Origin of the sequence: Pseudomonas sp. SZ57 (assembly GCF_009495975.1) — a bacterium.
Lineage (GTDB): Bacteria > Pseudomonadota > Gammaproteobacteria > Pseudomonadales > Pseudomonadaceae > Aquipseudomonas > Aquipseudomonas syringae.
The window spans coordinates 244,595-269,615 of the sequence record NZ_WIBD01000007.1 but is presented as its reverse complement, the minus strand read 5'-3'; the positions used below and the strand labels follow the sequence as shown (position 1 = coordinate 269,615).

The following is a 25,021-nucleotide window of genomic DNA, read 5'->3' as shown; positions in this document are numbered from 1 at the left end:
AACACCCCTATACGACAAGGTAAACCAATGCGTCTGTTTCACACCTCTGACTGGCACTTGGGTCAGAACCTGCACGGCCAGGAGCGGGATTTCGAACACGCCTGCTTTCTGACCTGGCTGCTGGCCCGTCTGGCCGACCGTAAACCGGATGTACTGTTGATCGCGGGCGACATCTTCGACACCGTCAACCCGCCGGTCAAAGCGCAGGAGCGCCTGTACGACTTCATCGTCAACGCCCACGAACAGCAACCCTTGCTGACCATCGTGATGATCGCCGGCAACCACGACTCCGGCTCGCGTATCGAACTTCCCGCCCCGCTGATGCGCCGCTTGCGTACCCACGCGCTGGGCAGGGTGATGTGGCTGGACGACAGTGTGCTGGATGCCCAACGCCTGCTGTTGCCATTGCCAGACGCCAATGGCGACATCAAGGCCTGGTGCCTGGCGCTGCCCTTTCTGCGTCCCGCCGAAGTCACCGGCCCGACCCTGGGCGATGACTACCTGCGTGGCATCGGCCGGGTGCATGAGCTACTGATCGCGGCGGCTGACCTCAAGCGCCAGCCCGGTCAGGCATTGATCGCCATCAGTCACGCCCACATGGCAGGTGGCTCGGTCTCGGAAGACTCCGAGCGCAGCCTGATCATTGGCAACGCCGAAGCCCTGCCGGCCAGCCTGTTCGGGCCGAGCATCACCTATGTTGCGCTGGGCCACCTGCACAAACCGCAGCGGGTCAACGGCGAAGATCGCATTCGTTACAGCGGCTCGCCGATCCCGCTGTCCTTTTCGGAAATCAGCTATCAGCACCAGATTCTGGAAATCAATTGCGACGGCGAGACGCTGACCAGTGTCGAGCCGTTGCTGATCCCTCGCGCCGTCAACCTGCAACGCCTCGGGCCTGCGCCATTGGCCGACCTGCTGGTGCAGCTCAAGGCGCTGCCGGACATCGACCTGCTTGCCGACCCGGACCGCCAGCCGTGGCTGGAAGTGCGTGTGCGTCTGGACGAACCCCAGCCGGACCTGCGCAACCAGATCGAAAACGCCCTACAGGGCAAGGCCGTGCGGCTGGTGCGCATCGGTGCCGAATACGCCGGCAAAGGCAGCGCGGACGGCAGCGAGGGTGACGCCACGTTGATCGAACTGGACCAACTCACGCCTCAGGAACTGTTCAGCCGTGCCTGGCAGGACAACTTCGGCAGCGAGGTCGACGAACAGACGCTGACCGATTTCGCCACGCTGCTGCGTGAAGTCCAGCAGGAGAGCGAGCAACCATGAAAATCCTCGCCATTCGCCTGAAAAACCTGGCCTCGCTGGCCGGCCCCTTTGAAATCGATTTCACTGCCGAGCCGCTGGCCAGCGCCGGACTGTTTGCCATCACCGGCCCTACCGGCGCGGGCAAAAGCACGCTGCTCGATGCTCTGTGCCTGGCGCTGTTCGGCGCGATTCCGCGGCTGAGCAACATCGGCCAGTCCAAGGTCCCGGACATCGACGGCGACATCACCACCAGCGACCCGCGTACCCTGCTGCGCCGTGGCACGGGCAGCGGTTACGCCGAGGTGGACTTTATCGGCATCGATCAGCGGCGTTATCGCGCGCGCTGGGAAACCAATCGCGCGCGCGACAACGCCAGCAAAAAACTGCAGGCCAGCCGCCAGACCCTGACCGATCTGGACAGCGAGCAAATCCTCAGCAACCAGAGCAAACGCGAATTCGAGCAGTTGATCGAAAACCGCCTGGGCCTGAACTTCGAACAGTTCACCCGTGCCGTGATGCTCGCCCAGAGTGAGTTCAGCGCATTCCTCAAGGCGGATGACAAGGAACGCAGCGAACTGCTGGAAAAGCTCACCAACACCGCGATCTACAGCCAGCTTGGTCGGCGCGCCTACAGCAAAAGCAAGGAAGCCGAAGACGCCCTGAAAACCCTGACCGCGCAGGCCAGCAACATCATCCCGCTGGCCCCGGATCTGCTGGCTGAACTGGAACAACGCCTGAGCGACGCGCAGCAGCAGCTCAAGGCTCATCAGACACAGCAACGGCAACTGGAAATCAAACAGCAGTGGCTGACCGAGCTGAACCGTCTGCGTGACGAACAGCTCGCTGCCCAGGAAGCCCTGAACAGTGCGCAACAGGCCTGGGACGAGCACAGCGGTGCACGCCAGACCCTCGGCCAGCTGGAACGCCTGGGCCCGCAGCGTCATCGCTTCGCGCGTCGGGTCACGTTGAATGCTCAGCTTGATCCGCTGGCTGAACAGATTCGCCAGCATCAAAAACAGCAGACCTCGCTGCACGACCAGCAGCAACAGCTGGAAAGCCGCCGTACTCAGGCGCAGACCAGTCTGCTGGAAGCCCAGCAAGCGCACAGCAGCGCCAAACCGCTGTTGCTGCAGGCTTTCGAAGCACAGAACACCCTGAATCACTTGGCCCAGGAGCTGGCCAAGGCGTCCGACCTGCACCAGCAAAGCGAGCAGCTCTGCATCCAGGGCCAGACCAGCCTGCAAACCCTGCTCGATCAGCAACAGCAGGTAGCGCAACGTCTTGAGCGTATTGCCGGGCAACTGCAGCACAGCAGCGAACTGGCGCCACTGGCTCAGGCCTGGAACGCGTGGCGTGACCGCCTGAAATCCCTCACGCTGATCGCCAATCGTCTCAAGCACGGCCACAGTGAGCTGCCTGCACTGCAGCAACGTGCCAGCAATGCCGATCAGCAGTTGACCGAGCAACGCAGCGCGCTGGAGTTGCTGTACCGCGAAGCCGATTGCGAAGTGGAGGCAGTGACCGAGCAGGTGCAGATTCTCGGCAGCCTGTTGCAGGACAACCGCAAACAGCAGCGTGCCTTCGAGGAACTGGCCCGTCTGTGGGCCAGTCAGCAGGACGTCGACCGCCAGTTTGCCGACCTCACCCAGCAACAGCAGAGCGCCCAGCAGCAACGCGAACAGCTCAACAGCGAAGGCCTTCGCGTTCGTGATGAACTGACCGTCGCCGAACAGACCCTGACCGTCACCCGGCAACTGCTGGAGCGCCAACGCCTGGCCCGCAGCGCCAGTGTCGAGGAGTTGCGCGTGCAGTTGCAGGACGACCAGCCCTGCCCGGTCTGCGGCAGCATCGAACACCCCTGGCATCAACCGGAGGCGCTGCTCGAAAGCCTCACGCAACACGACGACAACGAGCAGGCCAGCGCGCAGAAAGCCGTGGACCTGCTGACCGAGCAACGCAATCAATTACGTGAACAGGTCGGCGGCGTGATCGCCCGGCAGAAAGAGCTGCTGCGCCAGCATGAGCAGCTCACCGCGCGCCATCAGGCTTTGGCACCGGACCTGGAGTCACATCCCCTCGCCGCCCAATTGCTCGACCGCGACGCCGACAAGCGCGACGGCTGGTTGAGCCAGCAATTGAGTCAACTGAGCGAAGTCATCAGCCGTGACGAGCAACGTCAGCAAGCCTTGCTGACCCTGCAAAAAGACGCTGCGCGCCTGCAGCAGCAGCTCCAAGCGGCGACCGAAGCCAGCCAGACCGCTGCGGGCCATGTTGCCGAGCAGCTCAAGCAACTGGAAGCCGATGGGCAGCGACTGGAAGAGGAACTGACGGCATTCACGCCGCTGGTATCGCCGCAGGTGCTTGAAGGGCTGCGCAGTGATGCATCGGCGACCGTGCTGCAGCTCGAACAGCAGGTGACCCAGCGTCTCGATCAACTGGAGCAGCAACACGAAGAGCAGCAGGAGCAAACCGAGCGCCAGCAGAAGATCGAGAAGCAGCAGGTCGAGCAGCAGACTCGCGTGCACCGCCAGACCGAACTGGCGCAGGAAGTCACCCGGCTCGGCGAGCAACGGCAGAACAGTCAGCAGACGCTTGCCGGTCTGCTGGGCGACCACGCCAGCGCAGAGCAGTGGCAGCAGGCGCTGGAGCAGACCATCGAGCAGGCCAGACAGGCGGAAAGTCTGGCGGCGCAGGCGCTGCAGGACATCCACAATCAGCTGATTCAACTGGCTGCCGAACTCAAGTCCGGACAGCAACAGCAGCAGGCCCTGCAACAGGAACTGGCTGAACTTGACGTGCAGATCAGCGAATGGCGCGCTCAGCATCCGCAGCTCGACGACAGCGCGCTGGATACGTTGCTGACCTACGACGATGCGCATGTCGAGCAACTGCGTGTGCAATTGAGTAGCACCGACAAGGCGCTGGAACAGGCAAAAGTATTGCTGCAGGAACGCGATCAGCGCCTGCAACAGCATCAGGCGCAACACAGTGATCTGACCGACAGTGCGCAACTGGAAGCAGCGCTGCAACAGGCCCATGAGCAGTCGGCGCTCAGCGAGCAGCACTGCGCCGACTTGCGTGCCGAGCTCAGTGAAGATCAGCGTCGCCGCAACGCCAACAGCGAACTGCAGGCGCGCATCGCCGATGCCAACAGCGAATACCTGCGCTGGGCACGTCTGGCGTCGTTGATCGGCTCGGCAGAAGGCGACAGGTTTCGCAAAATCGCCCAGGCCTACAACCTCGACCTGCTGGTCCATCACGCGAATGCGCAGCTCAGACAACTGGTGCGCCGTTACCGCCTGAAACGCGGCGGCAGCATGCTCGGTCTGCTGGTCATGGACACGGAAATGGGCGACGAACTGCGCTCGGTTCACTCGCTGTCCGGCGGGGAAACCTTCCTCGTCTCGCTGGCACTGGCGCTGGGCCTCGCCTCCATGGCATCCAGCACCTTGCGCATCGAGTCACTGTTCATCGACGAAGGCTTCGGCAGCCTCGATCCGGAGTCGCTGCAACTGGCGATGGACGCCCTCGACGGCTTGCAGGCACAGGGTCGCAAGGTCGGCGTGATTTCCCACGTGCAGGAAATGCACGAACGAATCCCGGTGCAGATCAAGGTGCGTCGTCAGGGCAATGGATTGAGCACCATCGAGGTGGGGCACTGAGAGACCTGTGACGCGGAACGTGAGGCACGGCAGTTGGTTGTCGTTCCTCACGCTCCGCGCGGGAATGCCGTTCTGGACGCTCTGCGTCCGCTCTTGAATGTTGTGCCACCAGCGCTTTCGCGAACAGGCTCGCCTGGCAGTCTTCAGCTTTTGATTCTGCCCGGGAGGGCGTAGGAGTGGACCGGGCGACGCTTCGCTTGTTCGCGAAAGGGACGTTAAATTCAGAGAAAATGTAGCGCCCGAAGTACCGCCTTCGCGAACAAGTTCGCTCCTACGCCCGCTGGGCAGAAGCCTTGTTTACAGGCGTGGATGTGCCGCCACCAGCGCTTTCGCGAACAGGCTCGCCTGACATTCCGTGCATGGTCTGCCACGCATTGGGCAGTAAGTCGCAGGGACCTGTGTGGGCGAACATGCTCGCGAAAGCGTGACGGCTGATCAATCACTGGGCGGATTTGTGGTCCAGCGCTGCGTAGAAATTAGCGCTCTGTTGCAGGTATTTGGTTGTGTAGGTCGCAGTGTAGGTCTGAGCGGCGTGGGCTTTCTTGTCGTTCATTTCGACACTGGCGCTGGCCGGGAGAGCGACGCTTGCCGAGATAGCAGATGCAGCGATGATGGAGAAAAGATTGAAATTCATGTCGGTCACCCCTCTTGTCTGTCTGTACGCTGGTTTGAAGTCCTGACCGTTATGGCCGTGACTCAAACTTACGCCCGAGGGTGGTTCAGCAGAAATCTTTTGTAGCACTAACCCATATCATCAAGAATGATAACGGCCCCAGCCCTTATATCGTAAGGGCTGGAGCCGGGGCGGCTTACTTGTCAGTCAGAAAACGCAGGTAAGAAGGTGCGTCTGCATCGAATTTCTGTACCGTTTCACCGATCTTCCCGCTCTGCGGATCACGGCGTACGGTCACGATCTGGTTGCTCTTCTGATTGGCGAACAGCATGAACTGGCCGGTCGGATCGAAAGCGAACTCGCGGGGTTCCTTGCCTTCCAGGGAACGACGCTGAATTTCTTCAAGCTTGCCGCTGGCCTGATCGATGCGGAACACCACAACCTGATTCGCGTCACCCCGATTGGTCACGTACAGAAACTTGCCATCCGGTGAAGTGTGCAAGGCGCCACCACCGTTTTTCTCGTCCACGCCCTTGTTCTTCATGTCGACCAGCTGGGTCTGCTTGAAGGCGCCGTCATGGTAGTCGAACACCGCCACCTGAGCCGTCATCTCCAGTACCAGCCAGGCATGTTTGCCATCGCCACTGAAGAGGGTATGACGGGGTCCGGAACCGCCCGGCAACTGCACGAACGGTACCTTGGCTGGCTGCAACGGCTTGGCCTGGCTTGCGTCGTAGTGATACACGAACAGCTTGTCAGCGCCCAGGTCGGCAGTCACCACGTACTTGTCATCCGGGGTCGGCACGGCCAGGTGCACATGCGACGACATCTGCCGCTCACTGTTGACCTTGCTTCCAGGACCCAGCGGCAGCACCTGAACGGCTTCGCTCAACGTGCCGTCCTTGCCCACCGGCACCACGGTCAGCGCACCGCCCGGGTCAGGGTTTACGGCGTAGTTGGCCACGAACAGGTAGCGACCGTCATAGCTCAGGCTCGAATGCGTCGGTTCTTCACCGCGGCTTTGAACCTGATTGATCGGCGTGATCTGACGGGTTTTCGGGTCGATCGCGAAGCTGCTGACCTTACCGACCGCGTCTTTTTGTCCAGGGCCGTTTTCATTGACCGCGAACAGATAGCGCTGGTCTCTGGAGACGGTCAGCCACGACGGGTTTTCGGCTTTGACCACTTGCAGCGGCTTGGCGTCGATCATCCCGGTTTTGCTGTCGAAGGCAAAACGATAGATCCCTTCACTCTTGCCTTGCGTGTAGGAACCTATCAGCAATTCAGTATCGGGCATGGCTTGGGCCTGCAGGGTAAATGCGCTCATGGCACTGGCAATCGCCAGCCACGGCAGGAATTTATGGGGCATGGGGGCATCCCTTGTTATCGAAGTTATTGATGCCTGTTACGGCACTGTCGGGGTCTATGACAGCGCCAGCCCGCATTTACTCAATCCTGCGCAGAATCATCTTCATCGGTGGGGGTAAAGGCATCCAGGCAGATGATCCGGTGATCGGCGTTGCCGTCATTGATCACCCAGCTTTGCAGGGACTCATCGAAGGTCGCAGCCTCGACTTGCGCCTTGGTGAAGCGCCATACCTTGCGCTCGCGGCCGTCCATGCATTCGACGTTCAGCTCCTCGCCCAGAGAGAAGTCCCAGGCGTGCAGACCGTCGATTTCCAGCATGGTGGTGGCTTCGAGCGCGGCGAGCAGAGTGGTGGGTGTGGTAGTCATGAAATTCATCCGGCCAGCAAAAGCGCGAATGATAGGGCAAAACGCAGGCGCAGATACAGTCGGAGCGCAGCTGGAGCCGTACCAGCGCCGAGCGCTGGCACGGTGAGCAATCAAACAGTGACTGCGCTTACAGCTTGCCGATGCCGCCCGGCTGAAACACCGGTTCGCTCGGTGCCAGGCCGTTGACCAGCGGCTTACCGAACTCGGCCTGACTGATCTCGAAACGATCGCCCGGCTGTGTGCGCACGCCATCGGCAAACGACAGGGTCGCGGTGCCGAAGAAATGCACATGCACGTCACCGGGCCTGAGGAATTGCGCGTACTTGAAGTGGTGGTATTCGAGGTTTTCCAGGCTGTGGCACATGTTCGCTTCGCCACTGAGGAACTCTTTCTCCCACAGCACCTTGCCGTCGCGCCAGACCCGGCTGGTGCCCGACAGGCTTTGCGGCAAGTCGCCCACGCGCAACTCCGGCCCGAACGAACAGGCGCGCAGTTTCGAATGCGCCAGATACAGGTAGTTGCGACGCTCCATGACGTGATCGGAGTATTCGTTACCGATGGCGAAGCCCAGGCGATAAGGCTTGCGGTCATGACCGATCACGTACAGGCCGCTCAGCTCGGGCTCTTCCCCGCCATCTTCGGCAAAGGGCGGCAGCGAAAACGAATGTCCGGGGCGCACGACAATGCTGCCGTCACCCTTGTAGAACCACTCGGGCTGAACACCGGCCTGCCCCGCCGCCGGCTTGCCGCCTTCGACGCCCCATTTGAAGATACGCATGGTGTCGGTCATCGAGGCTTCGTCGCCGGACTGCTGGTGCATCTTGTCGCGTGCCGACGCACTGCCCAGATGGGTCAGCCCGGTGCCACTGACCAGCAGGTGCGCCGGATCGGGATGGTCGAGCGGCGGCAGGATCCGCAATTCCTCAAGCAACTGCGAATAGTCATGCGTCTCGCCAACGCCACGCTGCTCGACCTGATGCGCCAGAGCAGAACCCGCCTCGATCGCCGCCAGCGCCAGCTCGCGAACACTCTCGACACCCTGGACCTCACGCACCTGATCACCGTCGACCAGACCGACCCGGCGCTGACCGTCGCTCAATTCAAACTGTACTAACCGCATGAAATTCTCCTTCCAGATAATGGGCCGCTGAAAACCTATCTCGCCTTGGCACTCGCCGCGAAGTCAGACACTGGCAGCACATGCTTGCGCTCCAGCACGTGATAAACGATGCCGGTCAGCAGCAGCCCGAAGACCATCACGCCCGACAGGAAATACAGGCCCGATGCCAGGCTGCCGGTGATTTCCTTCAACGCACCGATCACGAACGGACCGATGTAACCGCCCAGGTTGCCGACCGAATTGATCAGCGCGATGCCGGCTGCGGCACTGGCACCGGCGAAGAACCGTCCCGGCAAGGTCCAGAACACCGCCGTGCAGGAAAACAGCGCGAACGCCACGACGCACAATGCAGCCAGCTGCGCCACCGGCATGGTCAGCCAGGCGCTGCAGAACAGGCCGATGGCGCCCAGCACATACAGCACGGCCAGATGTCCGTAACGGTCGTTGAGGCGATCGGAACTGCGCGGCACGATCAGCAGGCCGATGATGCCGAAAATGTACGGCACCGACGACACGAAGCCGGTGGTCAGGTCACTGCCACCGAACTGTTTGATCAGCGTCGGCAGCCACAGGCCCAGACCGTAGATGCTCAAGGTCACCGGCAGGTAGAACAGCGCCAGCAACAGCACGCGTTTGTCTTTCAAGGCATGCAACGGATTGCCGTGGCGGGTCTGGCCATACTCTTCAAGATCCTTTTTCAGCTCACCGGTCAGCCAGTCCTTCTCGGCCTGGTCCATCCAGTTGACCTGCTGCGGACCATCCGGCAACCAGCGCAGCACCGGCCAGGTCAGCAGAATCGCCGGCGTGCCGATGACGATGAACAGCCACTGCCAGCCATGCAGGCCGAGTATGCCGTCCATGCCCAGCAAACCGCCGGAAACGGGCCCGGTGATCATCATGGCGATGGGTTGCGAGAGGATGAAAAGGCCAAGGATCTTGCCGCGATGGCGCACCGGAAACCACTGGGTGATGTAGTACAGCACACCGGGGAAGAAGCCCGCCTCGGCAGCGCCCAGCAGAAACCGCATCACGTAGAAGCTGTGCGGCCCCTGGACGAAGGCCATGCCGATGGTGATCGCGCCCCAGGTGATCATGATCCGCGCGAACCAGCGGCGTGCGCCGAAACGCTCAAGCATCAGGTTGCTGGGTATCTCCAGCAGGAAGTAACCGATGAAGAACAGTCCGGCACCCAGCCCGTAGGCGGCGTCGCCAATACCGATGTCCGCGCCCATATGCAGCTTGGCAAAGCCCACGGCAGAGCGGTCTACATAAGCGATCAGGTACAGCAGGATAAGGAAAGGAATCAGTTTCAGCGTGATGCGGCGTATAAGCCGCAGTTCCTGGCTCATGTAGGCGGTCTCCCATTGTTTTTGTTATGGAACCTGCGGGGATCGCCTCTGTGCCTGGGGGCTGAATAACACTGCACATGCGCCAGGATGATCCCTCGTCTGCGACTGACTATATAGTAATACTATTTAAACTGACAACTCTTCCAATACGCGTTTTTTAGGCTTACCTTAGCCAGCAGTATCGCCATTAAGTCTTACAATAAGAGAGCCGATCATGTCTGACTCCGATAAAAAACCGACCCTCCGTTCTGCCCAGTGGTTTGGCACCGCCGACAAGAATGGCTTCATGTACCGCAGCTGGATGAAGAATCAGGGCATTGCCGACCACCAGTTTCAGGGCAAGCCGATCATCGGCATCTGCAATACCTGGTCGGAGTTGACCCCCTGCAACGCGCATTTCCGGCAGATCGCCGAGCATGTCAAACGTGGCGTGATCGAAGCAGGCGGCTGGCCGGTGGAGTTTCCGGTGTTTTCCAACGGCGAATCCAACCTGCGCCCTACCGCAATGTTCACCCGTAACCTGGCGAGCATGGACGTTGAAGAAGCGATTCGCGGCAACCCCATCGACGGGGTCGTGCTGTTGACCGGCTGTGACAAGACCACCCCTGCCCTGTTGATGGGGGCTGCCAGTTGCGACATCCCCGCCATCGTCGTCACCGGCGGACCGATGCTCAACGGCAAGCATGAAGGCAAGGACATCGGCGCCGGAACCATCGTCTGGCAGATGCACGAGTCCTACAAAGCCGGGACCATCAGCCTCGATGAATTCCTCTCCGCCGAAGCCGGCATGTCGCGCTCGGCAGGCACCTGCAACACCATGGGCACGGCGTCGACCATGGCCTGCATGGCCGAAGCGCTGGGCACTTCGCTGCCGCACAACGCGGCCATTCCGGCGGTGGATTCGCGGCGTTACGTGCTGGCGCACATGTCCGGCATGCGTGCCGTCGACATGGTCCGCGAAGACCTGCGCCTGTCGAAGATTCTCACCAAGGCTGCATTCGAAAACGCCATCCGGGTCAACGCGGCCATCGGTGGCTCGACCAACGCCGTCATCCACTTGAAAGCCATCGCCGGACGCATCGGCGTCGATCTGGACCTGGATGACTGGTCACGCATGGGCCGTGGCATGCCGACGATTGTCGACCTGCAACCGTCGGGGCGCTTCCTGATGGAAGAGTTCTATTACGCCGGCGGCCTGCCCGCCGTGCTGCGCCGCATGAACGAAGCCAGGCTGCTGCCCAACCCGGATGCCTTGACCGTCAATGGCAAGAGCATTGGCGAAAACACCTGCAACTCGCCGATCTATGGCGAAGATCAGGTGATCCGTGCGCTGGATAACCCGATCCGCGCCGACGGCGGGATTTGCGTGCTGCGCGGCAACCTCGCGCCGCTGGGTGCCGTGCTCAAGCCTTCGGCCGCGACACCGGCACTGATGCAGCACCGTGGCCGCGCAGTAGTGTTCGAGAATTTCGAGATGTACAAATCGAGAATCAACGATCCGGATCTGGACATCGATGCCAACTCGGTCATGGTGCTGAAGAACTGCGGCCCCAAGGGCTATCCGGGCATGGCCGAGGTCGGCAACATGGGCTTGCCAGCCAAGCTGCTGGCGCAGGGCGTGACTGACATGGTGCGCATTTCCGATGCGCGCATGAGCGGCACGGCGTACGGCACAGTGGTTCTGCATGTGGCGCCGGAAGCCGCAGCCGGCGGCCCGCTGGCGGTGGTCAAGGAAGGCGACTGGATCGAACTCGACTGCGCTGGCGGGCGCCTGCATCTGGACATCCCGGAAGCCGAACTGGCGGCACGCCTCGCCGACTGGCAGGCTCCGCCTCAATTGCTGCTGGGAGGCTATCGCCAGCTGTACGTAGACCGGGTGATGCAGGCGGATCAGGGCTGTGATTTCGACTTCCTGGTCGGCTGCAGAGGTTCCGAAGTGCCCCGCCACTCGCACTGACAAAAGCGGCGGTTTGCCTGACGCAGGCAGCCGCCGCAAGTGTTACGCAATGGTATGATGCCCAGCAATTACCGCCAGGACCGACCAGCGTTCCCATGGATTATCGAAAGCCTTCCGACCGAAAAAGCATGCACGCCCGTATCGTCCAGGAACTGGGCATGCAAATCGTGTCCGGCCGTTTCAAGCCTGACGAAAAGCTGCCTGCCGAAGCGCTGCTCTGCGAAGAGTACGCTGTCAGCCGCCCGGTCCTGCGTGAAGCCACGCGGGTTCTGGTGGCCAAGGGTCTGGTTTATTCGCGTCCGCGTGTCGGCACGGTGGTCAAGGCACGCCGCGAATGGCATCTGCTGGACCCGGACGTGCTGCACTGGGTCATGCAAAGCTCGCCGCAGAATGATTTCTTCAATCTGCTGACCAGCGTACGCGCGGTCATCGAACCGGCAGTTGCAGCACTGGCCGCGCAGCATGCCACCGACGCAGAGATCGAGTCGATCCATGAAGCCTACCTGCGCATGGAAGCCGCACCGACGCCGGAAGACCTGCTGCAACCGGACCTCGACTTCCACAGCCGCATCGCCGACGCCACCCACAACGATCTGCTGGCGCACTTGTGCAACATGCTGTCACTGGCGTTGCGCGAAGCGCTCAAATACTCCAACAAACGCCCTAACCTGCACGAACTGGCCATGCCACGCCACAAGGCGATCCTCACCGCCATCCAGAACCGCGACGCACTGGGCGCACGCCACGCTTCGCTGGTGCAACTGGACGATGCGCGTAATGCGCTGAGTGTGGTACTCGGGGGCGGTTGATCGACAGGCTCGACCGAATCGATAACTTCCTGCGCCTGTCTATTCGTCGTGTTTATTAATCAGGCATGGCGAACCCTGACGATTACTGGTACCCGCCGCTGAACGTTCTATTTCCGTGGGAAATATCCAGTTCATTCGTAAGATCTTTACTAGCCCAGCGTAAGCTCAGTCCTTAATCACTCCAGATAGCAAGTCTGCTATTTGCGAACATATAAAGTAATGATATCTCTCCCTGCACATTAATCAAAACACTGCGCTTGTTCATATACGTCGATTAAATCTGTCGGACGTCAGGAATTAGTGCAGCTGATAAAAAGTGTGCAGGGAGCATTGCATGAAACTTCTGGCCATCGTTCAAGGCGATACCACAGACCACGGAGGGTCTGTCATCAACGGCAATCAAACAACGCGCATCAATGGTTTCGCCATAGCGCACAGGGGCTGTGACGTCATCTGTCCGCTGCATGGCGCCAGCAAAATTCTCGGCGAAGAAAACAACTTCCATATCGACGGGAACATCATCGCCCTGGAAGGCGACCTGACCAGTTGCGGGGCCCGGTTGATATCCAGGCAACAAAGTTTCTTTCGGGTCGGGAGGCGCTCCGATGCAGTGGAGTCTGCGCCTGATACTTCGGCCGGTCATCATCAGGAGCTGGCCAGCGAAGGTGCGTTGGATGGCGGTGTGCAGGCCGTTGATTCGTTGCCGAGCCAGCGGAACTCAATGGCATGCGACGAACGATTTCGTCTGTTCAACCAACAGCGTTCCAGCCTTGGCCATCTGGGCTATGTGGTCATGCAAGACCAACGCTGCACTGCCGTTGGCGCGCTTGACCTGCAGGGCTACAGCCGCAGCCATACAAGTCATGCGGTCACCGCTGTACAACTCGCAACCACCGCACCCTGGCCGGTCATGGAGTAACCCCGATGTCTCTGAACGATTTCCAGCGTACCAACGCCTTGGGCCCCGACACCTACTTCGCCTTGCCCCAAGGCGCCTCACACACCTACGCCCCGACAGACACCCCGGCCAAAGAAGTCATCATCCAAAGCCTGGCCCTCTCCCGCATCCCCGGAGCCATGCGCAACATGGGGTGGAATACGGCAGCGGCGCTGATGCAAAGATGGTTTGACAGTCCAGCGTGGGAGATGCCGGAGGAGTGGAAGGAGCAGGAAACACAGCCTGACCCAATGAGCCTGTCTCCCGCGCAGTGCGATGAAAGCATCGTGAAGATGGAATGGGCAATGCAGTTTGATCGATGCAGGCAGGCTGTTGAGGTGGCTGAGTCGAGGCTAAGTACACCTAACGCCTTGGAGCAGTTGGAAACACGATTAAGAAAAGCTGGCTGGCAGCAAAATAATCAGATAAATCTGGGATTTTATGGTATGTCAGCAAGAGAAATGGATTCTATGTCCCAAATTAATTTTTCATTACTTGGAGACACATGGGACGCATTGGATGACATGTATGGTGCCTTAGGAAAAGCAACATTAAAAGTCGGATTAGTAGGAAAAACAAAAACCAAAGAAAACATTATCACGCAACAGCAAAAAATATATTTCAATATAGAACACATTGGTTTTTACATTCGAGACCACTATGACTTTAATGGACTGCAATACTTAGGCACTTGGACAGAAGACCGAGTACTGACTAAGGCAGAATCCATTATTACTCTAACACCACAAGGGCATCTCGTAATACGCTTGAAGGACGGGCCTTTTTCCGCAATTACAAACATGCACTTCCGTGGATATAGAGAAAAAACAGGTAACGGAGGCGACTTTCTAATCTATTCAGATATATTATGGAAGCCAGTCAACCAGACTATCGAACTTAAGGGGTTGGCTTGAAAACCTCATCGCGCCGAATAGCCTTTTTTCTAACGTACGCCACCCTAGCGGGCAGTCTCTGGACCGCATCGGAATGGTGGGAAAAAGCGCTGGCTACAAAACTGGGCGCAGACACGGTCAGTCCAAATGGTTGCTATCGTGTTGAACGATTTAAACCATACTGGGTACTGCCCGGTATATTTCATCGAGAGTCCGATCCTAATGAGGATATCGAGCCCAAGTGGTTTCCGTTGTGGGGGTACCCTGGTTTTTATCGCTTATATAATAATCATACCGGCGCATTGATCGGCGAAAGCAAAATCTATGACCTTCAGTACACAAGCGGGTCATTAAATTGGGGCTATCCATCAATACCGAAAGTGACAGCAGGAATAATTTATATCGGCCCAAACTTTCCTGAATGCATAGGCGACCAGCCAGTAGCTGTAGAGCCGAAAACATGAAACATTCCAAAAGGCATTTCTTATTATTAACATGCATTGGTATTGGCAGCCTCTGGACTGCCTCTAGCAGATGGGAAAAAGGCTTGGCTGAAAATCTGGGAGACCCCGTCATTAGCCCGAACGGGTGTTATAGAGTGGAAGCGCTTAAACCTTTTTGGATTTTGCCGGATATATTTCACCCCGAACCGGACCCTAACGGCATCAGTGCGCCAAAATGGTTTCCGTGGTGGGGATATCCTGCTTTTTTTCAACTTTATGACCATCGCAGCGGCCAATTAATTTCCGAAACTGATATTTATGATCTGGAGATAGCTGGCGGAGAAATAACATGGGGAGCCGGGTCCAAAACCGTTTTTGTAGGGATGATCCCCGTTGGCCCCAACGCACCTGATTGTATTGGTGATCAGCCAGGCATTTCGGAGCAGCAGCCATGACACCGACGAGGCTGCGCGCAATTTTTTTCCTAGCTTATATTATTATCGCAGGCGGTCTCTGGACCGCATCGGAATGGTGGGAAAGAGCGCTAGCCAAAAGATCAGGAGCTCCACTAATCAGTCCTGGCGGGTGCTATCGATTGGAAGCTTTCAAGCCCTTTTGGGTGCTGCCAAACATATTCCACCCACAACCGGACCTTAACGGAGTTGGATCGCCAAAATGGTTTCCTGGGTGGGGTAGCCCCGGTTTTTACAAGCTGTACGATCATCGAAATGGAAAACTTATTTCAGAGACCAAGATTTACGATCGTGAAGCCGGGGCATGGGGAATGGACTGGGGAGAAGGCTCGGGTTTCGTTTATTCAGGGCTGATCCCTATCGGCCCCAATCTCCCTGACTGCATGGGTGATCGCCCTACTCGCGTGAACCCTCGATAACGAGAGCATTACGATGCTGGATGTTTTTTAATGATCGTTCCAGCGCCACATTGGCACAGTAGTTAAAAGGACACCGAGTTACAGGTCGCCACACCCTCAATGCGAAAACAACGAGTTCCCCACCTTCCCCGCCATCTTCTCCGGCTTGATCAAAAACCGCGCCAGCGCGGGCAGCAGCCACAGTGCGCCGAACATGTTCCACAGCAGCATGAAGGTCAGCATCAGGCCCATGTCGGCCTGGAACTTGATCGCCGAGAAGATCCAGGTGCACACACCGATGGCCAGACACAGGCCGGTGAACAGCACGGCCTTGCCGGTGGATTTGAGGGTTTCGTAATAGGCTTCCTGCAATGGCAGTCCGGCGCGCAGGAAACTCTCGAGACGGCTGTAAATGTAGATGCCGTAATCGACGCCGATGCCAACGCCCAGCGCCACCACCGGCAAGGTCGCGACCTTGACGCCGATGCCCATGAAGGCCATCAGGGCGTTGCCCAGTACCGAGGTCAGCACCAGTGGCAGGACGATGCACAGCGTAGCGGCCCATGAGCGGAAGGTGATCATGCACATCGCGGCCACGCAGAGGTAGACCAGCACCAGAATCACCAGCTCGGACTGCTTGATCACTTCGTTGGTCGCGGCCTCGATACCGGCATTGCCGGCGGCCAGTAGAAATTGCAGGTCCGGCGTGTTGTTCTGTTTAGCGAAGTCCTGCACTGCATGCACCGCACGGTCCAGGGTCTCGGCCTTATGGTCGTTGAGGAACACCAGCAGGGGCGCCAGCGAACAGGTGTTGTTGTACAGGCCGTCGGCGCGGGCGATGGAGTTGTTCAGCACGTCTTTGTTACGCGACAGACTCTCCCATTTCAGGTTGCCCTCGTTCATGCCCTTGATCATCTGTCTGGACACCGTCACCAGCGAAATGGCCGACTGCACGCCCTGGGTGTTCTCCATCTTCCAGGCCAGCTCGTTGATCGCTGACATTGTCGGATAGGCCGAGCAACCTTCTGGTGGCGTCTTGACCATGACCACCAGCACGTCCGAACTGGTGGAGTAATGACTGATAATGAACGCGTTGTCCTTGTTGTAGCGTGAATCGGGACGCAGCTCCGGCGCGCCCTGGTCCAGGTCGCCGATCTTGAGGTTCTGGCTGTACCAGAGGCCGCCACCGAAGGCCAGAAGCGCCAGCACAATCGAGACAGGTGCAACCTTTGGGCTGGCAAAGTTGGACAGCAAGCGCCAGAACGGATGCTCGGAGACCGCATCCTGCTTGCTGCGATTGATCGCCCGCTTGCTGATGCCCACGTAGGAAATCGCCACCGGCAGCAGGATAAGGTTGGTGAACACGATCACTGCCACACCAATGGACGCGCCGATGGCCAGCTCGCGGATCACCCCGATGTCGATAATCAGCAGCGTGATAAAGCCCACCGCATCGGCGAGAATAGCGATCATGCCGGGCAGAAACAGCTGACGAAACGTCCGCCTTGCAGCGGTCAGGGCGTTGTCGGCCTCGCTGGATTGCAGGGCAATACCGTTGATCTTCTGTACGCCGTGAGAGATACCGATGGCGAAGATCAGAAACGGCACCAGCATTGAGTACGGGTCAATACCGAACCCTACAACGTGCATCAGCCCCAATTGCCAGATCACAGCAATCAGCGTGGTGCTCAGTACCGCCACCGTGCTACGGATACACCGGGTGAACCAGATCAGCAGCACCAGCGTGATCAGAAAGGCGATGCCGAAGAACATCACCACCATGAACAGACCGTCGATCAGATCACCGACCTTCTTGGCGAAACCGACGATATGAATCTTGATGTTGGGGTTCTGTGCTTCGTACTTGTCGCGGACCTTCTCTTCAAGCTGGTGCGAGAACTGCTGATAGTCCAGCGCCAGCAACTTGCCCTGATCTGCCGGGTCCGGGTAGGACTCCTGCAACGGCACATCAATGATGCTGGATTTGAAATCGTTGGCCACCAACCGCCCTACCTGTCCGGACTTGAGCACGTTGTTGCGCAACAGATCCAGACTCTCCTCCGAACCGTTGTAACTCTGCGGAATCACTTCGCCTCCGGCAAAGCCCTCCTCCGTCACTTCGGTCCAGCGTACGCTCGGGCTCCACAGCGATTTCAGGCCAGACCGGTCGACGCCGGGAATATAGAACACCTCGTCGCTGATCTGACGCAGCGTCTCCATGTACTGTCTGGAGAAGATGTCGCCGTCCTTGGCCTCCACCGAGATACGAACGGTGTTACCCAGATTAGCCAGATCGTTGCGGTGTTCCATCATGTTCTGAATGAACGGATGAGACAGCGGGATCATCTTCTCGAAACTGGTGGAAGGCCTCACATGCGTGGCCTGCCAGAACAGAAAGAGGCTGGCCAGCAGGCAGAGGATGATGACTGCCGGGCGATGGTTGAAAATCAGGCGTTCGAGGAAGGTTGCCTTTTCATCCGGATCTTGCGCGTGCTGGTGCGTGCTCATGCCTGAATATCCCCGCCCTGAAAGGTCTTATTGTTGGGTCGTATCGGCGCCCGTCGGCGAGGTGAGGCGAACACCGCCCTGCCCGACCAGAATCAGATTGCCCTGAGGGTTGCCGGTAACCCCGGCCAGCGAGATGCGATCAGGTCGATTGAAGACCGCGAATGTTTCCCCGTCATCGGTGCTGCGCATGACACTGCCGCCATTGCCGACCAGCACCAGCGAGCCATCGGCCAGCAGCGTGGCGCTGGCCAGACCGAACTCGAGCGGCCCGCGCGCGCCCTTCAGTTCGATCGGCTGCCAGCTGTCACCAAAATCGCTGGAGCGAAACAGATTGCCGCGCAGACCATAGGCCAGCAACGTGGACGGCTGAGCCGTGCCGATCACGCCGAATAACGAGCCTTGATACGGGCCGTCGACTTTCTCCCAGGTCTGCCCCTCGTCGCGGGAGCGAAACATGCTGCCCGCTTCGCCGACAATGAACAGGCCGGCGTCCTTGACCTGAGCGATGCCGTTCAGGTGGTATTGGTCTTCGTTGTCCAGCCTGTCGCTGACATCTTCCCAGTGCTGCCCGCCATCGGCAGTGCTCAGCAGCAGGCCGTAGGCGCCGATGGCCAAGCCGTTGTCGAGGTCCTTGAACCAGACATCCAGCAGCGGAGCCTCGCGCTTCAAGTCCTCGAACTGCTTGTTCCAGGTCTTGCCGCCATCGCTGCTGGCCAGTACCTGCGCGTCGTGACCGACCGCCCAACCGTGCTGTTCATCCACAAAAAACACGGCCGTCAACAACTGCCGGGTAGGCACGCGGGCCTGACTCCAGGTGTTGCCCTGATCATCGGAAAGCAGAATATGCCCATGGTCACCCACCACGACCAGCCGCGCCCCCGCATGGGCGACGTCCAGTAATAACGTGCGAGAGGCTTTGGCCGACTCGATGGCATAAACAGACGTGTCGGCAGCGGCGGCAGCGGCTAGCGCCTCGGAACCGGCCATGGCTGGCAGCGCAAACAGGGATGACGCAACGACAGCCAGGGACATGCCCGCGCATAACCGGGTGCGACGATGGAAAGACTCACGCATGGACTTTTCCGCTCTTATTATTATCAGGTGGCTGTTATCGGGTGCGGGTGCCGGACAACTCATATCGATGCCGACGCCCACAGCGCTATGGCGTTACCTGTCTGGAAGCTCAGCCATCCTAGGCAGCTTTGCAAATGCCTGACAATCGACATGTCGTTATCTTTTGTTAAGCGTGCTGAATGTGATTGATGAAACATAACGACGGTTGATCGGACAGATTGACCAGACGCCGGTCAGCGAATGCTCCTGCGCCGCAAGGCCGCTGGTTTGAAGGCGTTCACGCGGGGTACCGGCTGAGAGAAGTCACTGGTGCCAGGCTCTTGATTGTCGAGGTTCTGTACGTGATAACGCCGCGCCTGCAAGTCATGGAAAACGTCCAGTGCGGACCAGGTCGTCGGCAGTTCGTAATAGTTTTTCAGGTACGCCATGGAGACGCGCCACAACTGCCCCCGGGCATCGTACTGATCGACGATTGCAGCCTGCCAACTGTCCTCGTCCAGGTACAGCGTGCGTCTTGAATAGACATGACGCGCGGTCGGTTTGAGCGTGCCCTCCACCACCCATACACGATGTAGTTCATGGCGCGTATAGGCCGGGTTGAGATGACCCACCTGCAATAATTGCCGATAGGTAATGTCGGGGCTGGAAATCCGGTAGTTGTTGTAGGGAATATAAATCTCGCGTTTGCCCAGTAACGTCCAGTCGTAACGATCCGGCGAGCCATTGAACATGTCGGTGTCGTCGGCCGTGCGCAAGCCTTCAGAGGCCGGGATCGGCATGTCGTAAGCCAGACTCGGCGCGCGGCGTACCCGGCGTTGCCGAGCACTGTAGGTCCACGCTTGCCGCGGCTCCTGGATCTGGTCCAGTGTTTCATGGACCAGCACGGCAGAACCGGCCATGCGCGTCGGGCACTGGGTAAACGACAGGTAATAAAACAGCACGTTATCCAGACTGGCAAAGCTGCCCGCAGGGTCATAGAAGCGAAACAGCACTTCCTGACGCGACGTGTTCAGCTTGAAACTGCCGTCGCGCTGTATGGCAACTTCCGAAGTACGTCGCACCGCATAATGGCCGCGATACCGGGCAATATGGTTCCACACGGCCTGAATGCCCTTTTCCGGAAGCGGAAATGGAATGCCGCCGTAGGCATCGACAAAACCGTTGCCGCCGCCGATCAATCGGGCTTTCTGCGCATTGCGGCGGGTGTTGTCGTAGACCCATTGCGGCGCCGATCCGGAACGTCGCGTGGGGTATACCGGCATCCGGTAGCTGTCAGGGTAGGCTTCGAACATCGCCACCTGCCCTGGCGTCAGACGCGTGCGATAGTGCTGCATATTGGCGTGGGTGATGGTGAACAGGGGTTTGTCAGCGGTATACGGGTCGACATGCCGAGTGCCCGCCCCCTTGTATCCGGACGGCGGTCGGGTGATTCCGCCCGTCCAGGGCGGAATGGTCCCCGTGGCATTACCTGCCATCTCGCCTCCCAGCGGGGTCAAACGACTCCCGAGCAACGTGGCATCGACTGCCTGGCAGGTGTCGATCGCGAACAGCAGCATCAGCGCGCCGCCCAGCCGAAGTTTCATGAGCATGTGGGCTCTCCTTGCATGGCCACGTCGGGACGCGTGTCTGGCGTCCAGGCCGGGAATAGTTCCGTGTAAACGGCAGGTTGTAAGGGCGACACGGTTATTGACGTTCGGCCAATAACCGTTTGTTTAACAGGCAAACCAAATTGCCCACGTATTCCTACCGCGAACAGGTTATCTATCGGGTATAGGTCTGTAGGAAACTTCACAGAACAAGAAGAGTCGACAACGCGCTGTTAAACACCAATGAAGCAGGCACCCGGAATAGCCCACAGTAATGCAACGTGAATGCCAACAGGCGATAAAGAGCAGATCACAACTTATATAAGGTACAGATCTGAAACGTCGTGCCCCCGCGTTATTACCAGAATTAAAAACAGCGACACCGCCTGTTTGATTGTCAGACAGCACGCTAACAAAACCACTTATTATCGCTGCTTGAGGGCGGGTATATGAACGCGTGGTAACAACAAGAGTGTTACGTGCTCGAAGCCAGTAACACCGGGTGACGACAGGCAGGGTTCAGTCGATGACGACGTGTGGCAGGAAGCGGCTGGTGTCCTTGGTGATCAGGCTGTCGTCTTCACGAATACCGATCCCGGACGCAAGATCGCCGATGACCCAGGAGCCGATCAGCGTGTAGCTGTCGCCGAATCGCGGAAGCGGCGAGTAAGCCTGCAGAATGTAGGGCGCATCCGTGTAGGGCCCATCGACCGAGATCACCTGATCGCCGGGCGTGCGCATTTCAATGTTGGCGCCCTCACGGGAAAAGTAGGGTTTGCGTACCCAGCCTTTGGGGACCGCTTTGTTCGGCTCCTGGTCGACGTGCGCAGGCAGCAGGTTCGGATGGCCTTCGTTGAACTGCCACAACAACGGCAGAATCCCCTTGTTGCTGAGAATCGCCTTCCATGCGGGTTCGACGAATTGGGTACCACTGGCCGACACGTGCTGGCCGAATTCCTCGTGAAAGATGTGCTCCCACGCATGCAGCTTGAACAAGCGCTCGATCCAGCGCCCGTCCAGATCGACAAAACGTCCGTCAGCGCCGAGCCCGATGTCTTCGATATCAATATGCCTCGCATCGATGCCGACGTGTGCCGCCATGCGCCGCAGAAAATCGGTGGTGCCCCGGTCTTCGATGGAACCGGACATCGCCGAAAAGTAGAACGGACTCGTACCGGGAAACTCGGCAAAGGCCCGAACCAGGTCCTCGGCAATCGAGTTGAACTGGGTGGCATGCGCAGGCAAACCGCCGCGCGCCATCTGCTCTTCCAGCCAGAGCAGTTGCACGGCCCCGGCTTCCATCAGACTGGTCGGCGTATCGGCATTGATTTCGTACATCTTTGCCGGGCCCGTACCGTCGTAGGCAAAATCGAAGCGCCCGTACAAATGCGGATGTCCCTCCTTCCACGAAGTCTGGATCAGGTCGAAGAACGCTTCCGGAATCGCCAGTTGATGGAGCAGCGCTTCGCTGTCCACCACTCGCGCCACGGCGTCCATGCACATCTGGTGAAGCTCCTGGGTGGGCGCTTCAAGATCGCGGGTAATCTGCTGTTCGCTGAACAGGTAATACCCGCGCTCGTCCCAGTAACGCTCGCCGTCGATGGTGTGAAAGTTGAAGCCTTCACGTTCGGCGGTCGTGCGCCAGTCCGGACGTTCCTCGATGCTGATCTTTTTCATGCCGCGAACCGTCAGCCTCCGAAACTGCTGCCACTGCTGCTCTTGCCGCCCCAGCCACTGCGTGCCGAAGCCTGACTGCCGAAGCCGCCGCGCGAGATGGTCGATGACACAGAGGACGAGCCGGAACCCGAGCTGCCCAGGTTGCGCCCCAGAGTGCTCCTGCCGTAGCTGCGATCCGGGCTGGATTGCGCCTGGGTCGAGCGCCCGAAGGTCTTGCCGCGATCGATCTGACTGGGCAGGGACGAGCTGTAATAACCGCCCCGGTCATCGCGCGTCTGATAGATGGGCTGCGAGTAATAGCGGTTATTGCCGAAGCCGTTGCTGAGCAGATTGCCGATCAGCAAGCCGGCCATCAGCCCGGTGGTGCCACTCATGCCTGCCGAAGCAGACTGGTTGACTTCCTGATTGGCCCGGTCCAGCGCCTCTTTCGGCACTTGCCCGGAAAAGCCCAGTTCGAAGCCGCCGAGCTTGGGCATGTACTTGCCGTCAGAGGTGACCTGGCAATAATCCGGTACGAAGTCCGCGTCGCAGGAGGCCTTGTCATCGTAGGTCGGCGCAATGCGGCGATGATCGGACAGCGCCTGCATGTAGGCATCCGAACAGATATTAACCGGCACCTTGGCATCGGCGCATTCCTGCACCGAACTGAAGTTGGCCTTGGCGTTGACGGTGTCCTTCTGCTCGGACGGACCGCACCCGGCAAGGGCCAGCGGAAGCGCACCGGCGAGTACCAGTTTTACTGAACTACGTCTCATCGTGAGTCTCCTTGTTCAAGGCTGCCGTCAGACCGACGGGGTCATGCAGGCGGCGTTGAGAAGACCGACGCTGATCGCGACGCTGGCCGAATAGATGGCCGCCGCCATTTCGCCATTGGCGATACGCGTCGACAGGCCCTTGAGCACCAGGCTGGTAACGCCGAACGCCAGCAGTTGCACAACGGCGGCAATCACTGCCCAGACGACCACATCCAGGATGCTGATGCTGTAGCTGATGATGTTACTGGCCGGCAGCGCGAAACCGATCAGCGAACCACCCAAGGCCAGCGCAGCGGCACTGTTGTTCTCGCGAATCAGCGCAAATTCCTTGTGTGGCGTGATCCGGCTGTAGATGAACTGGAACAGCGCGAACAGAATCGCCGCCACCAGGATGTACATGACGAAGCCGAACACAGCGGTGGCATTGAGCGACATACGCAGCGCGTCGATCATGAGGATTTCCTTGTCAAAGAACGTTGATATCAGTGGATTGCAGCGTGATGCCGACCGCCGTGGTGAGCGTGATGCTGCCCTCCTCGTCTTCCTCTACGGAAAACAGCAGAAACTCACGGCGGTTGATCAGTCCCGTCTCGCGGGCGTACAGCATGCTCAGGTGCTTGACGCGATAAGTCGCGTCAGGACTGACGATGTCTTCATCGAGTGGCGTCAGTTCGGTCTGGCCGGGTGAAGTCCCCCATTGCCGCTCGAAGACCTCGCCATCGTGCTCGTAGGTCGGCAGGCCGATCTTCGACGACGGGCCGGTCAGGCGCAGCAATTCATCCTTGCTGGTGATCGGCTCGGCACTGTAATAGCCGAACAGGATGATGTCCTGTACGTCTTCCGGGTTGGGGCCGTCGCTGACCACTTGCAGAAAGTAGTCCTCGTTATCGAGGTAGAAACGATGCAGCGCCATGGATTGGCCGAGATCGATATGCCCTACGGACCAGACCTTTTCATCGCCCGGGACGACCACTTCCGAGTGACCGTCGAGCAACAGCTTCAGTGAACTGTCCAGGCATAGCATGCGTCCGGACGCCAGCCCCAGCGGACTCACCGTGCTGACCGGTTGTGCGCCATCGCGGCCTGATACCTTGGGGGCTTCCAGGCCCATGGCCCGTTTGAACCAACTCATAATCCGTTTCCTTGCAGTGACGGGTGACGATATAAACGCTCTTCAAGCGCAACAGGCGCACTGCCTCCGCGCGTGAGACTGACTCACTTCTGCGCCAGCAATGCCCTGGAGTGCATCAGCCAGGCCACACAAACGCCCGCAAGTGCACCGGCGATATGTGATTCGAACGACACGCCGGCCACCGGAACGAAACCCAATACCAGCCCGCTGTAAGCAGCCAGCACCAGCAGCGCGATCAGCACGCTGGCGATACTGCGCTGATACCACGCACGCGCCAGCAGATAAGCCCACAAACCAAAAATCAGACCGCTTGCGCCGACATGGATATTGCTGCGACCCAAGCTCCAGACCAGCAGCCCGCCCAGCAGGCAGATCAGCCCGGCGACCCATGCGTAACGCCTGACACCCTCGGTCGCGACCAGCCAGCTCAGCACAATGAACGGCAACAGATTGCTGAGCAAGTGCTGAATCGACCCGTGCAGGAAGGGGGCAAACACAATGCCGCGCAACCCGATGAGGCTGCGCGGCATGATACCGAACTGGACCAGACTGTTGCCGGTGACCGAGTTGATTGCCTGTACCGCAATCAACACGGCCGACAGGACGAGGATGACCTTGAGTCGTCGGGAAAACGCCATGCACCACCCTCG

22 protein-coding genes are annotated in these 25,021 nt (G+C 59.1%); 9 read left to right on the top strand and 13 right to left on the bottom strand.

The window, feature by feature from the left end; all coding sequences use genetic code 11:
• The first annotated feature begins 27 nt into the window (after positions 1–27).
• Both GE543_RS10800 and GE543_RS10795 read left to right on the top strand, forming a co-directional pair.
• On the top strand, positions 28–1,272 hold the full coding sequence (locus tag GE543_RS10800; protein WP_153221422.1) for an exonuclease SbcCD subunit D C-terminal domain-containing protein: 1,245 nt from the start codon (positions 28–30) through the stop codon (positions 1,270–1,272).
• Positions 1,269–4,913 carry an AAA family ATPase gene (locus GE543_RS10795; protein WP_153221421.1) on the top strand — a complete coding sequence of 1,215 codons (3,645 nt, stop codon included), beginning with the start codon at positions 1,269–1,271 and terminating at the stop codon, positions 4,911–4,913. The genes GE543_RS10800 and GE543_RS10795 overlap by 4 nt, the downstream gene beginning before the upstream one ends.
• Before the next feature lie 439 nt (positions 4,914–5,352).
• Here GE543_RS10795 and GE543_RS10785 read toward each other — a convergent pair whose 3' ends face one another.
• The 5 genes from GE543_RS10785 to GE543_RS10765 all read right to left on the bottom strand — a co-directional run bounded on the left by GE543_RS10785 (position 5,353) and on the right by GE543_RS10765 (position 9,729).
• Complete coding sequence (locus tag GE543_RS10785; protein WP_153221420.1) at positions 5,353–5,547, bottom strand: hypothetical protein; 195 nt, start codon at positions 5,545–5,547, stop codon at positions 5,353–5,355.
• Positions 5,548–5,722: 175 nt separating this feature from the next.
• Positions 5,723–6,895 (bottom strand): lactonase family protein, encoded by a 1,173-nt coding sequence (locus tag GE543_RS10780; RefSeq protein ID WP_003423190.1) that lies wholly within the window; start codon positions 6,893–6,895, stop codon positions 5,723–5,725.
• Positions 6,896–6,975: 80 nt separating this feature from the next.
• Positions 6,976–7,260 (bottom strand): DUF5629 family protein, encoded by a 285-nt coding sequence (locus GE543_RS10775; RefSeq protein ID WP_032698179.1) that lies wholly within the window; start codon positions 7,258–7,260, stop codon positions 6,976–6,978.
• Positions 7,261–7,387: 127 nt separating this feature from the next.
• Complete coding sequence (araD1, locus tag GE543_RS10770) at positions 7,388–8,380, bottom strand: AraD1 family protein (RefSeq protein WP_004418549.1); 993 nt, start codon at positions 8,378–8,380, stop codon at positions 7,388–7,390.
• A gap of 35 nt (positions 8,381–8,415) precedes the next feature.
• On the bottom strand, positions 8,416–9,729 hold the full coding sequence (locus GE543_RS10765) for an MFS transporter (RefSeq protein ID WP_003415722.1): 1,314 nt from the start codon (positions 9,727–9,729) through the stop codon (positions 8,416–8,418).
• Positions 9,730–9,943: 214 nt separating this feature from the next.
• Here GE543_RS10765 and GE543_RS10760 point away from each other — a divergent pair, with 214 nt between their 5' ends.
• From GE543_RS10760 to GE543_RS27400, 7 genes are all read left to right on the top strand, one after another.
• Positions 9,944–11,686 (top strand): IlvD/Edd family dehydratase, encoded by a 1,743-nt coding sequence (locus GE543_RS10760; RefSeq protein WP_003318618.1) that lies wholly within the window; start codon positions 9,944–9,946, stop codon positions 11,684–11,686.
• A gap of 95 nt (positions 11,687–11,781) precedes the next feature.
• A complete protein-coding gene (locus GE543_RS10755; protein ID WP_003368499.1) occupies positions 11,782–12,495 on the top strand; it encodes a FadR/GntR family transcriptional regulator in 714 nt (237 codons plus the stop codon).
• A gap of 334 nt (positions 12,496–12,829) precedes the next feature.
• Positions 12,830–13,414, top strand: a complete 585-nt coding sequence (locus GE543_RS10750; protein WP_153221419.1) for a PAAR domain-containing protein — start codon at positions 12,830–12,832, stop codon at positions 13,412–13,414.
• 5 nt (positions 13,415–13,419) lie between these two features.
• Positions 13,420–14,346 carry a DUF6402 family protein gene (locus GE543_RS10745; RefSeq protein ID WP_057406649.1) on the top strand — a complete coding sequence of 309 codons (927 nt, stop codon included), beginning with the start codon at positions 13,420–13,422 and terminating at the stop codon, positions 14,344–14,346.
• On the top strand, positions 14,343–14,789 hold the full coding sequence (locus tag GE543_RS10740; RefSeq protein WP_074997030.1) for a hypothetical protein: 447 nt from the start codon (positions 14,343–14,345) through the stop codon (positions 14,787–14,789). The genes GE543_RS10745 and GE543_RS10740 overlap by 4 nt, the downstream gene beginning before the upstream one ends.
• Positions 14,786–15,223, top strand: a complete 438-nt coding sequence (locus GE543_RS10735; RefSeq protein ID WP_074997031.1) for a hypothetical protein — start codon at positions 14,786–14,788, stop codon at positions 15,221–15,223. Before GE543_RS10740 ends, GE543_RS10735 begins: the two co-directional genes overlap by 4 nt.
• Positions 15,220–15,660 carry a hypothetical protein gene (locus GE543_RS27400; RefSeq protein ID WP_256664744.1) on the top strand — a complete coding sequence of 147 codons (441 nt, stop codon included), beginning with the start codon at positions 15,220–15,222 and terminating at the stop codon, positions 15,658–15,660. Before GE543_RS10735 ends, GE543_RS27400 begins: the two co-directional genes overlap by 4 nt.
• Before the next feature lie 96 nt (positions 15,661–15,756).
• Here the strand turns inward: GE543_RS27400 and GE543_RS10730 are convergent, their stop codons facing one another.
• The 8 genes from GE543_RS10730 to GE543_RS10695 all read right to left on the bottom strand — a co-directional run bounded on the left by GE543_RS10730 (position 15,757) and on the right by GE543_RS10695 (position 25,009).
• Positions 15,757–18,147, bottom strand: a complete 2,391-nt coding sequence (locus GE543_RS10730) for an RND family transporter (protein WP_153221418.1) — start codon at positions 18,145–18,147, stop codon at positions 15,757–15,759.
• Between the two features lie 27 nt (positions 18,148–18,174).
• Positions 18,175–19,221 (bottom strand): YCF48-related protein, encoded by a 1,047-nt coding sequence (locus tag GE543_RS10725; protein WP_178118589.1) that lies wholly within the window; start codon positions 19,219–19,221, stop codon positions 18,175–18,177.
• Between the two features lie 233 nt (positions 19,222–19,454).
• Complete coding sequence (locus GE543_RS10720; protein ID WP_153221416.1) at positions 19,455–20,810, bottom strand: DUF1329 domain-containing protein; 1,356 nt, start codon at positions 20,808–20,810, stop codon at positions 19,455–19,457.
• Between the two features lie 516 nt (positions 20,811–21,326).
• Positions 21,327–22,484, bottom strand: a complete 1,158-nt coding sequence (locus GE543_RS10715; protein ID WP_153221415.1) for a glutathionylspermidine synthase family protein — start codon at positions 22,482–22,484, stop codon at positions 21,327–21,329.
• A gap of 11 nt (positions 22,485–22,495) precedes the next feature.
• Positions 22,496–23,239: a DUF1190 domain-containing protein gene (locus GE543_RS10710; RefSeq protein WP_003409665.1), complete on the bottom strand. Its 744-nt coding sequence runs from the start codon at positions 23,237–23,239 to the stop codon at positions 22,496–22,498.
• 27 nt (positions 23,240–23,266) lie between these two features.
• A complete protein-coding gene (locus GE543_RS10705) occupies positions 23,267–23,692 on the bottom strand; it encodes a DUF350 domain-containing protein (RefSeq protein WP_153221414.1) in 426 nt (141 codons plus the stop codon).
• 13 nt (positions 23,693–23,705) lie between these two features.
• Positions 23,706–24,371, bottom strand: a complete 666-nt coding sequence (locus tag GE543_RS10700) for a DUF2491 family protein (protein WP_046237284.1) — start codon at positions 24,369–24,371, stop codon at positions 23,706–23,708.
• An 83-nt stretch (positions 24,372–24,454) separates the two neighbouring features.
• A complete protein-coding gene (locus GE543_RS10695; RefSeq protein ID WP_153221413.1) occupies positions 24,455–25,009 on the bottom strand; it encodes a rhomboid family intramembrane serine protease in 555 nt (184 codons plus the stop codon).
• Positions 25,010–25,021 lie beyond the last annotated feature (12 nt).

Bases quoted from the DNA above. Each gene is read 5' to 3' on its own strand.
- GE543_RS10800 (WP_153221422.1), top strand. From the start codon at position 28: ATGCGTCTGTTTCACACCTCTGACTGGCACTTGGGTCAGAACCTGCAC.
- GE543_RS10795 (WP_153221421.1), top strand. From the start codon at position 1,269: ATGAAAATCCTCGCCATTCGCCTGAAAAACCTGGCCTCGCTGGCCGGC.
- GE543_RS10785 (WP_153221420.1), bottom strand. From the start codon at position 5,547: ATGAATTTCAATCTTTTCTCCATCATCGCTGCATCTGCTATCTCGGCA.
- GE543_RS10780 (WP_003423190.1), bottom strand. From the start codon at position 6,895: ATGCCCCATAAATTCCTGCCGTGGCTGGCGATTGCCAGTGCCATGAGC.
- GE543_RS10775 (WP_032698179.1), bottom strand. From the start codon at position 7,260: ATGACTACCACACCCACCACTCTGCTCGCCGCGCTCGAAGCCACCACC.
- araD1 (WP_004418549.1), bottom strand. From the start codon at position 8,380: ATGCGGTTAGTACAGTTTGAATTGAGCGACGGTCAGCGCCGGGTCGGT.
- GE543_RS10765 (WP_003415722.1), bottom strand. From the start codon at position 9,729: ATGAGCCAGGAACTGCGGCTTATACGCCGCATCACGCTGAAACTGATT.
- GE543_RS10760 (WP_003318618.1), top strand. From the start codon at position 9,944: ATGTCTGACTCCGATAAAAAACCGACCCTCCGTTCTGCCCAGTGGTTT.
- GE543_RS10755 (WP_003368499.1), top strand. From the start codon at position 11,782: ATGGATTATCGAAAGCCTTCCGACCGAAAAAGCATGCACGCCCGTATC.
- GE543_RS10750 (WP_153221419.1), top strand. From the start codon at position 12,830: ATGAAACTTCTGGCCATCGTTCAAGGCGATACCACAGACCACGGAGGG.
- GE543_RS10745 (WP_057406649.1), top strand. From the start codon at position 13,420: ATGTCTCTGAACGATTTCCAGCGTACCAACGCCTTGGGCCCCGACACC.
- GE543_RS10735 (WP_074997031.1), top strand. From the start codon at position 14,786: ATGAAACATTCCAAAAGGCATTTCTTATTATTAACATGCATTGGTATT.
- GE543_RS27400 (WP_256664744.1), top strand. From the start codon at position 15,220: ATGACACCGACGAGGCTGCGCGCAATTTTTTTCCTAGCTTATATTATT.
- GE543_RS10730 (WP_153221418.1), bottom strand. From the start codon at position 18,147: ATGAGCACGCACCAGCACGCGCAAGATCCGGATGAAAAGGCAACCTTC.
- GE543_RS10725 (WP_178118589.1), bottom strand. From the start codon at position 19,221: ATGCGTGAGTCTTTCCATCGTCGCACCCGGTTATGCGCGGGCATGTCC.
- GE543_RS10720 (WP_153221416.1), bottom strand. From the start codon at position 20,810: ATGCTCATGAAACTTCGGCTGGGCGGCGCGCTGATGCTGCTGTTCGCG.
- GE543_RS10715 (WP_153221415.1), bottom strand. From the start codon at position 22,484: ATGAAAAAGATCAGCATCGAGGAACGTCCGGACTGGCGCACGACCGCC.
- GE543_RS10710 (WP_003409665.1), bottom strand. From the start codon at position 23,239: ATGAGACGTAGTTCAGTAAAACTGGTACTCGCCGGTGCGCTTCCGCTG.
- GE543_RS10705 (WP_153221414.1), bottom strand. From the start codon at position 23,692: ATGATCGACGCGCTGCGTATGTCGCTCAATGCCACCGCTGTGTTCGGC.
- GE543_RS10700 (WP_046237284.1), bottom strand. From the start codon at position 24,371: ATGAGTTGGTTCAAACGGGCCATGGGCCTGGAAGCCCCCAAGGTATCA.
- GE543_RS10695 (WP_153221413.1), bottom strand. From the start codon at position 25,009: ATGGCGTTTTCCCGACGACTCAAGGTCATCCTCGTCCTGTCGGCCGTG.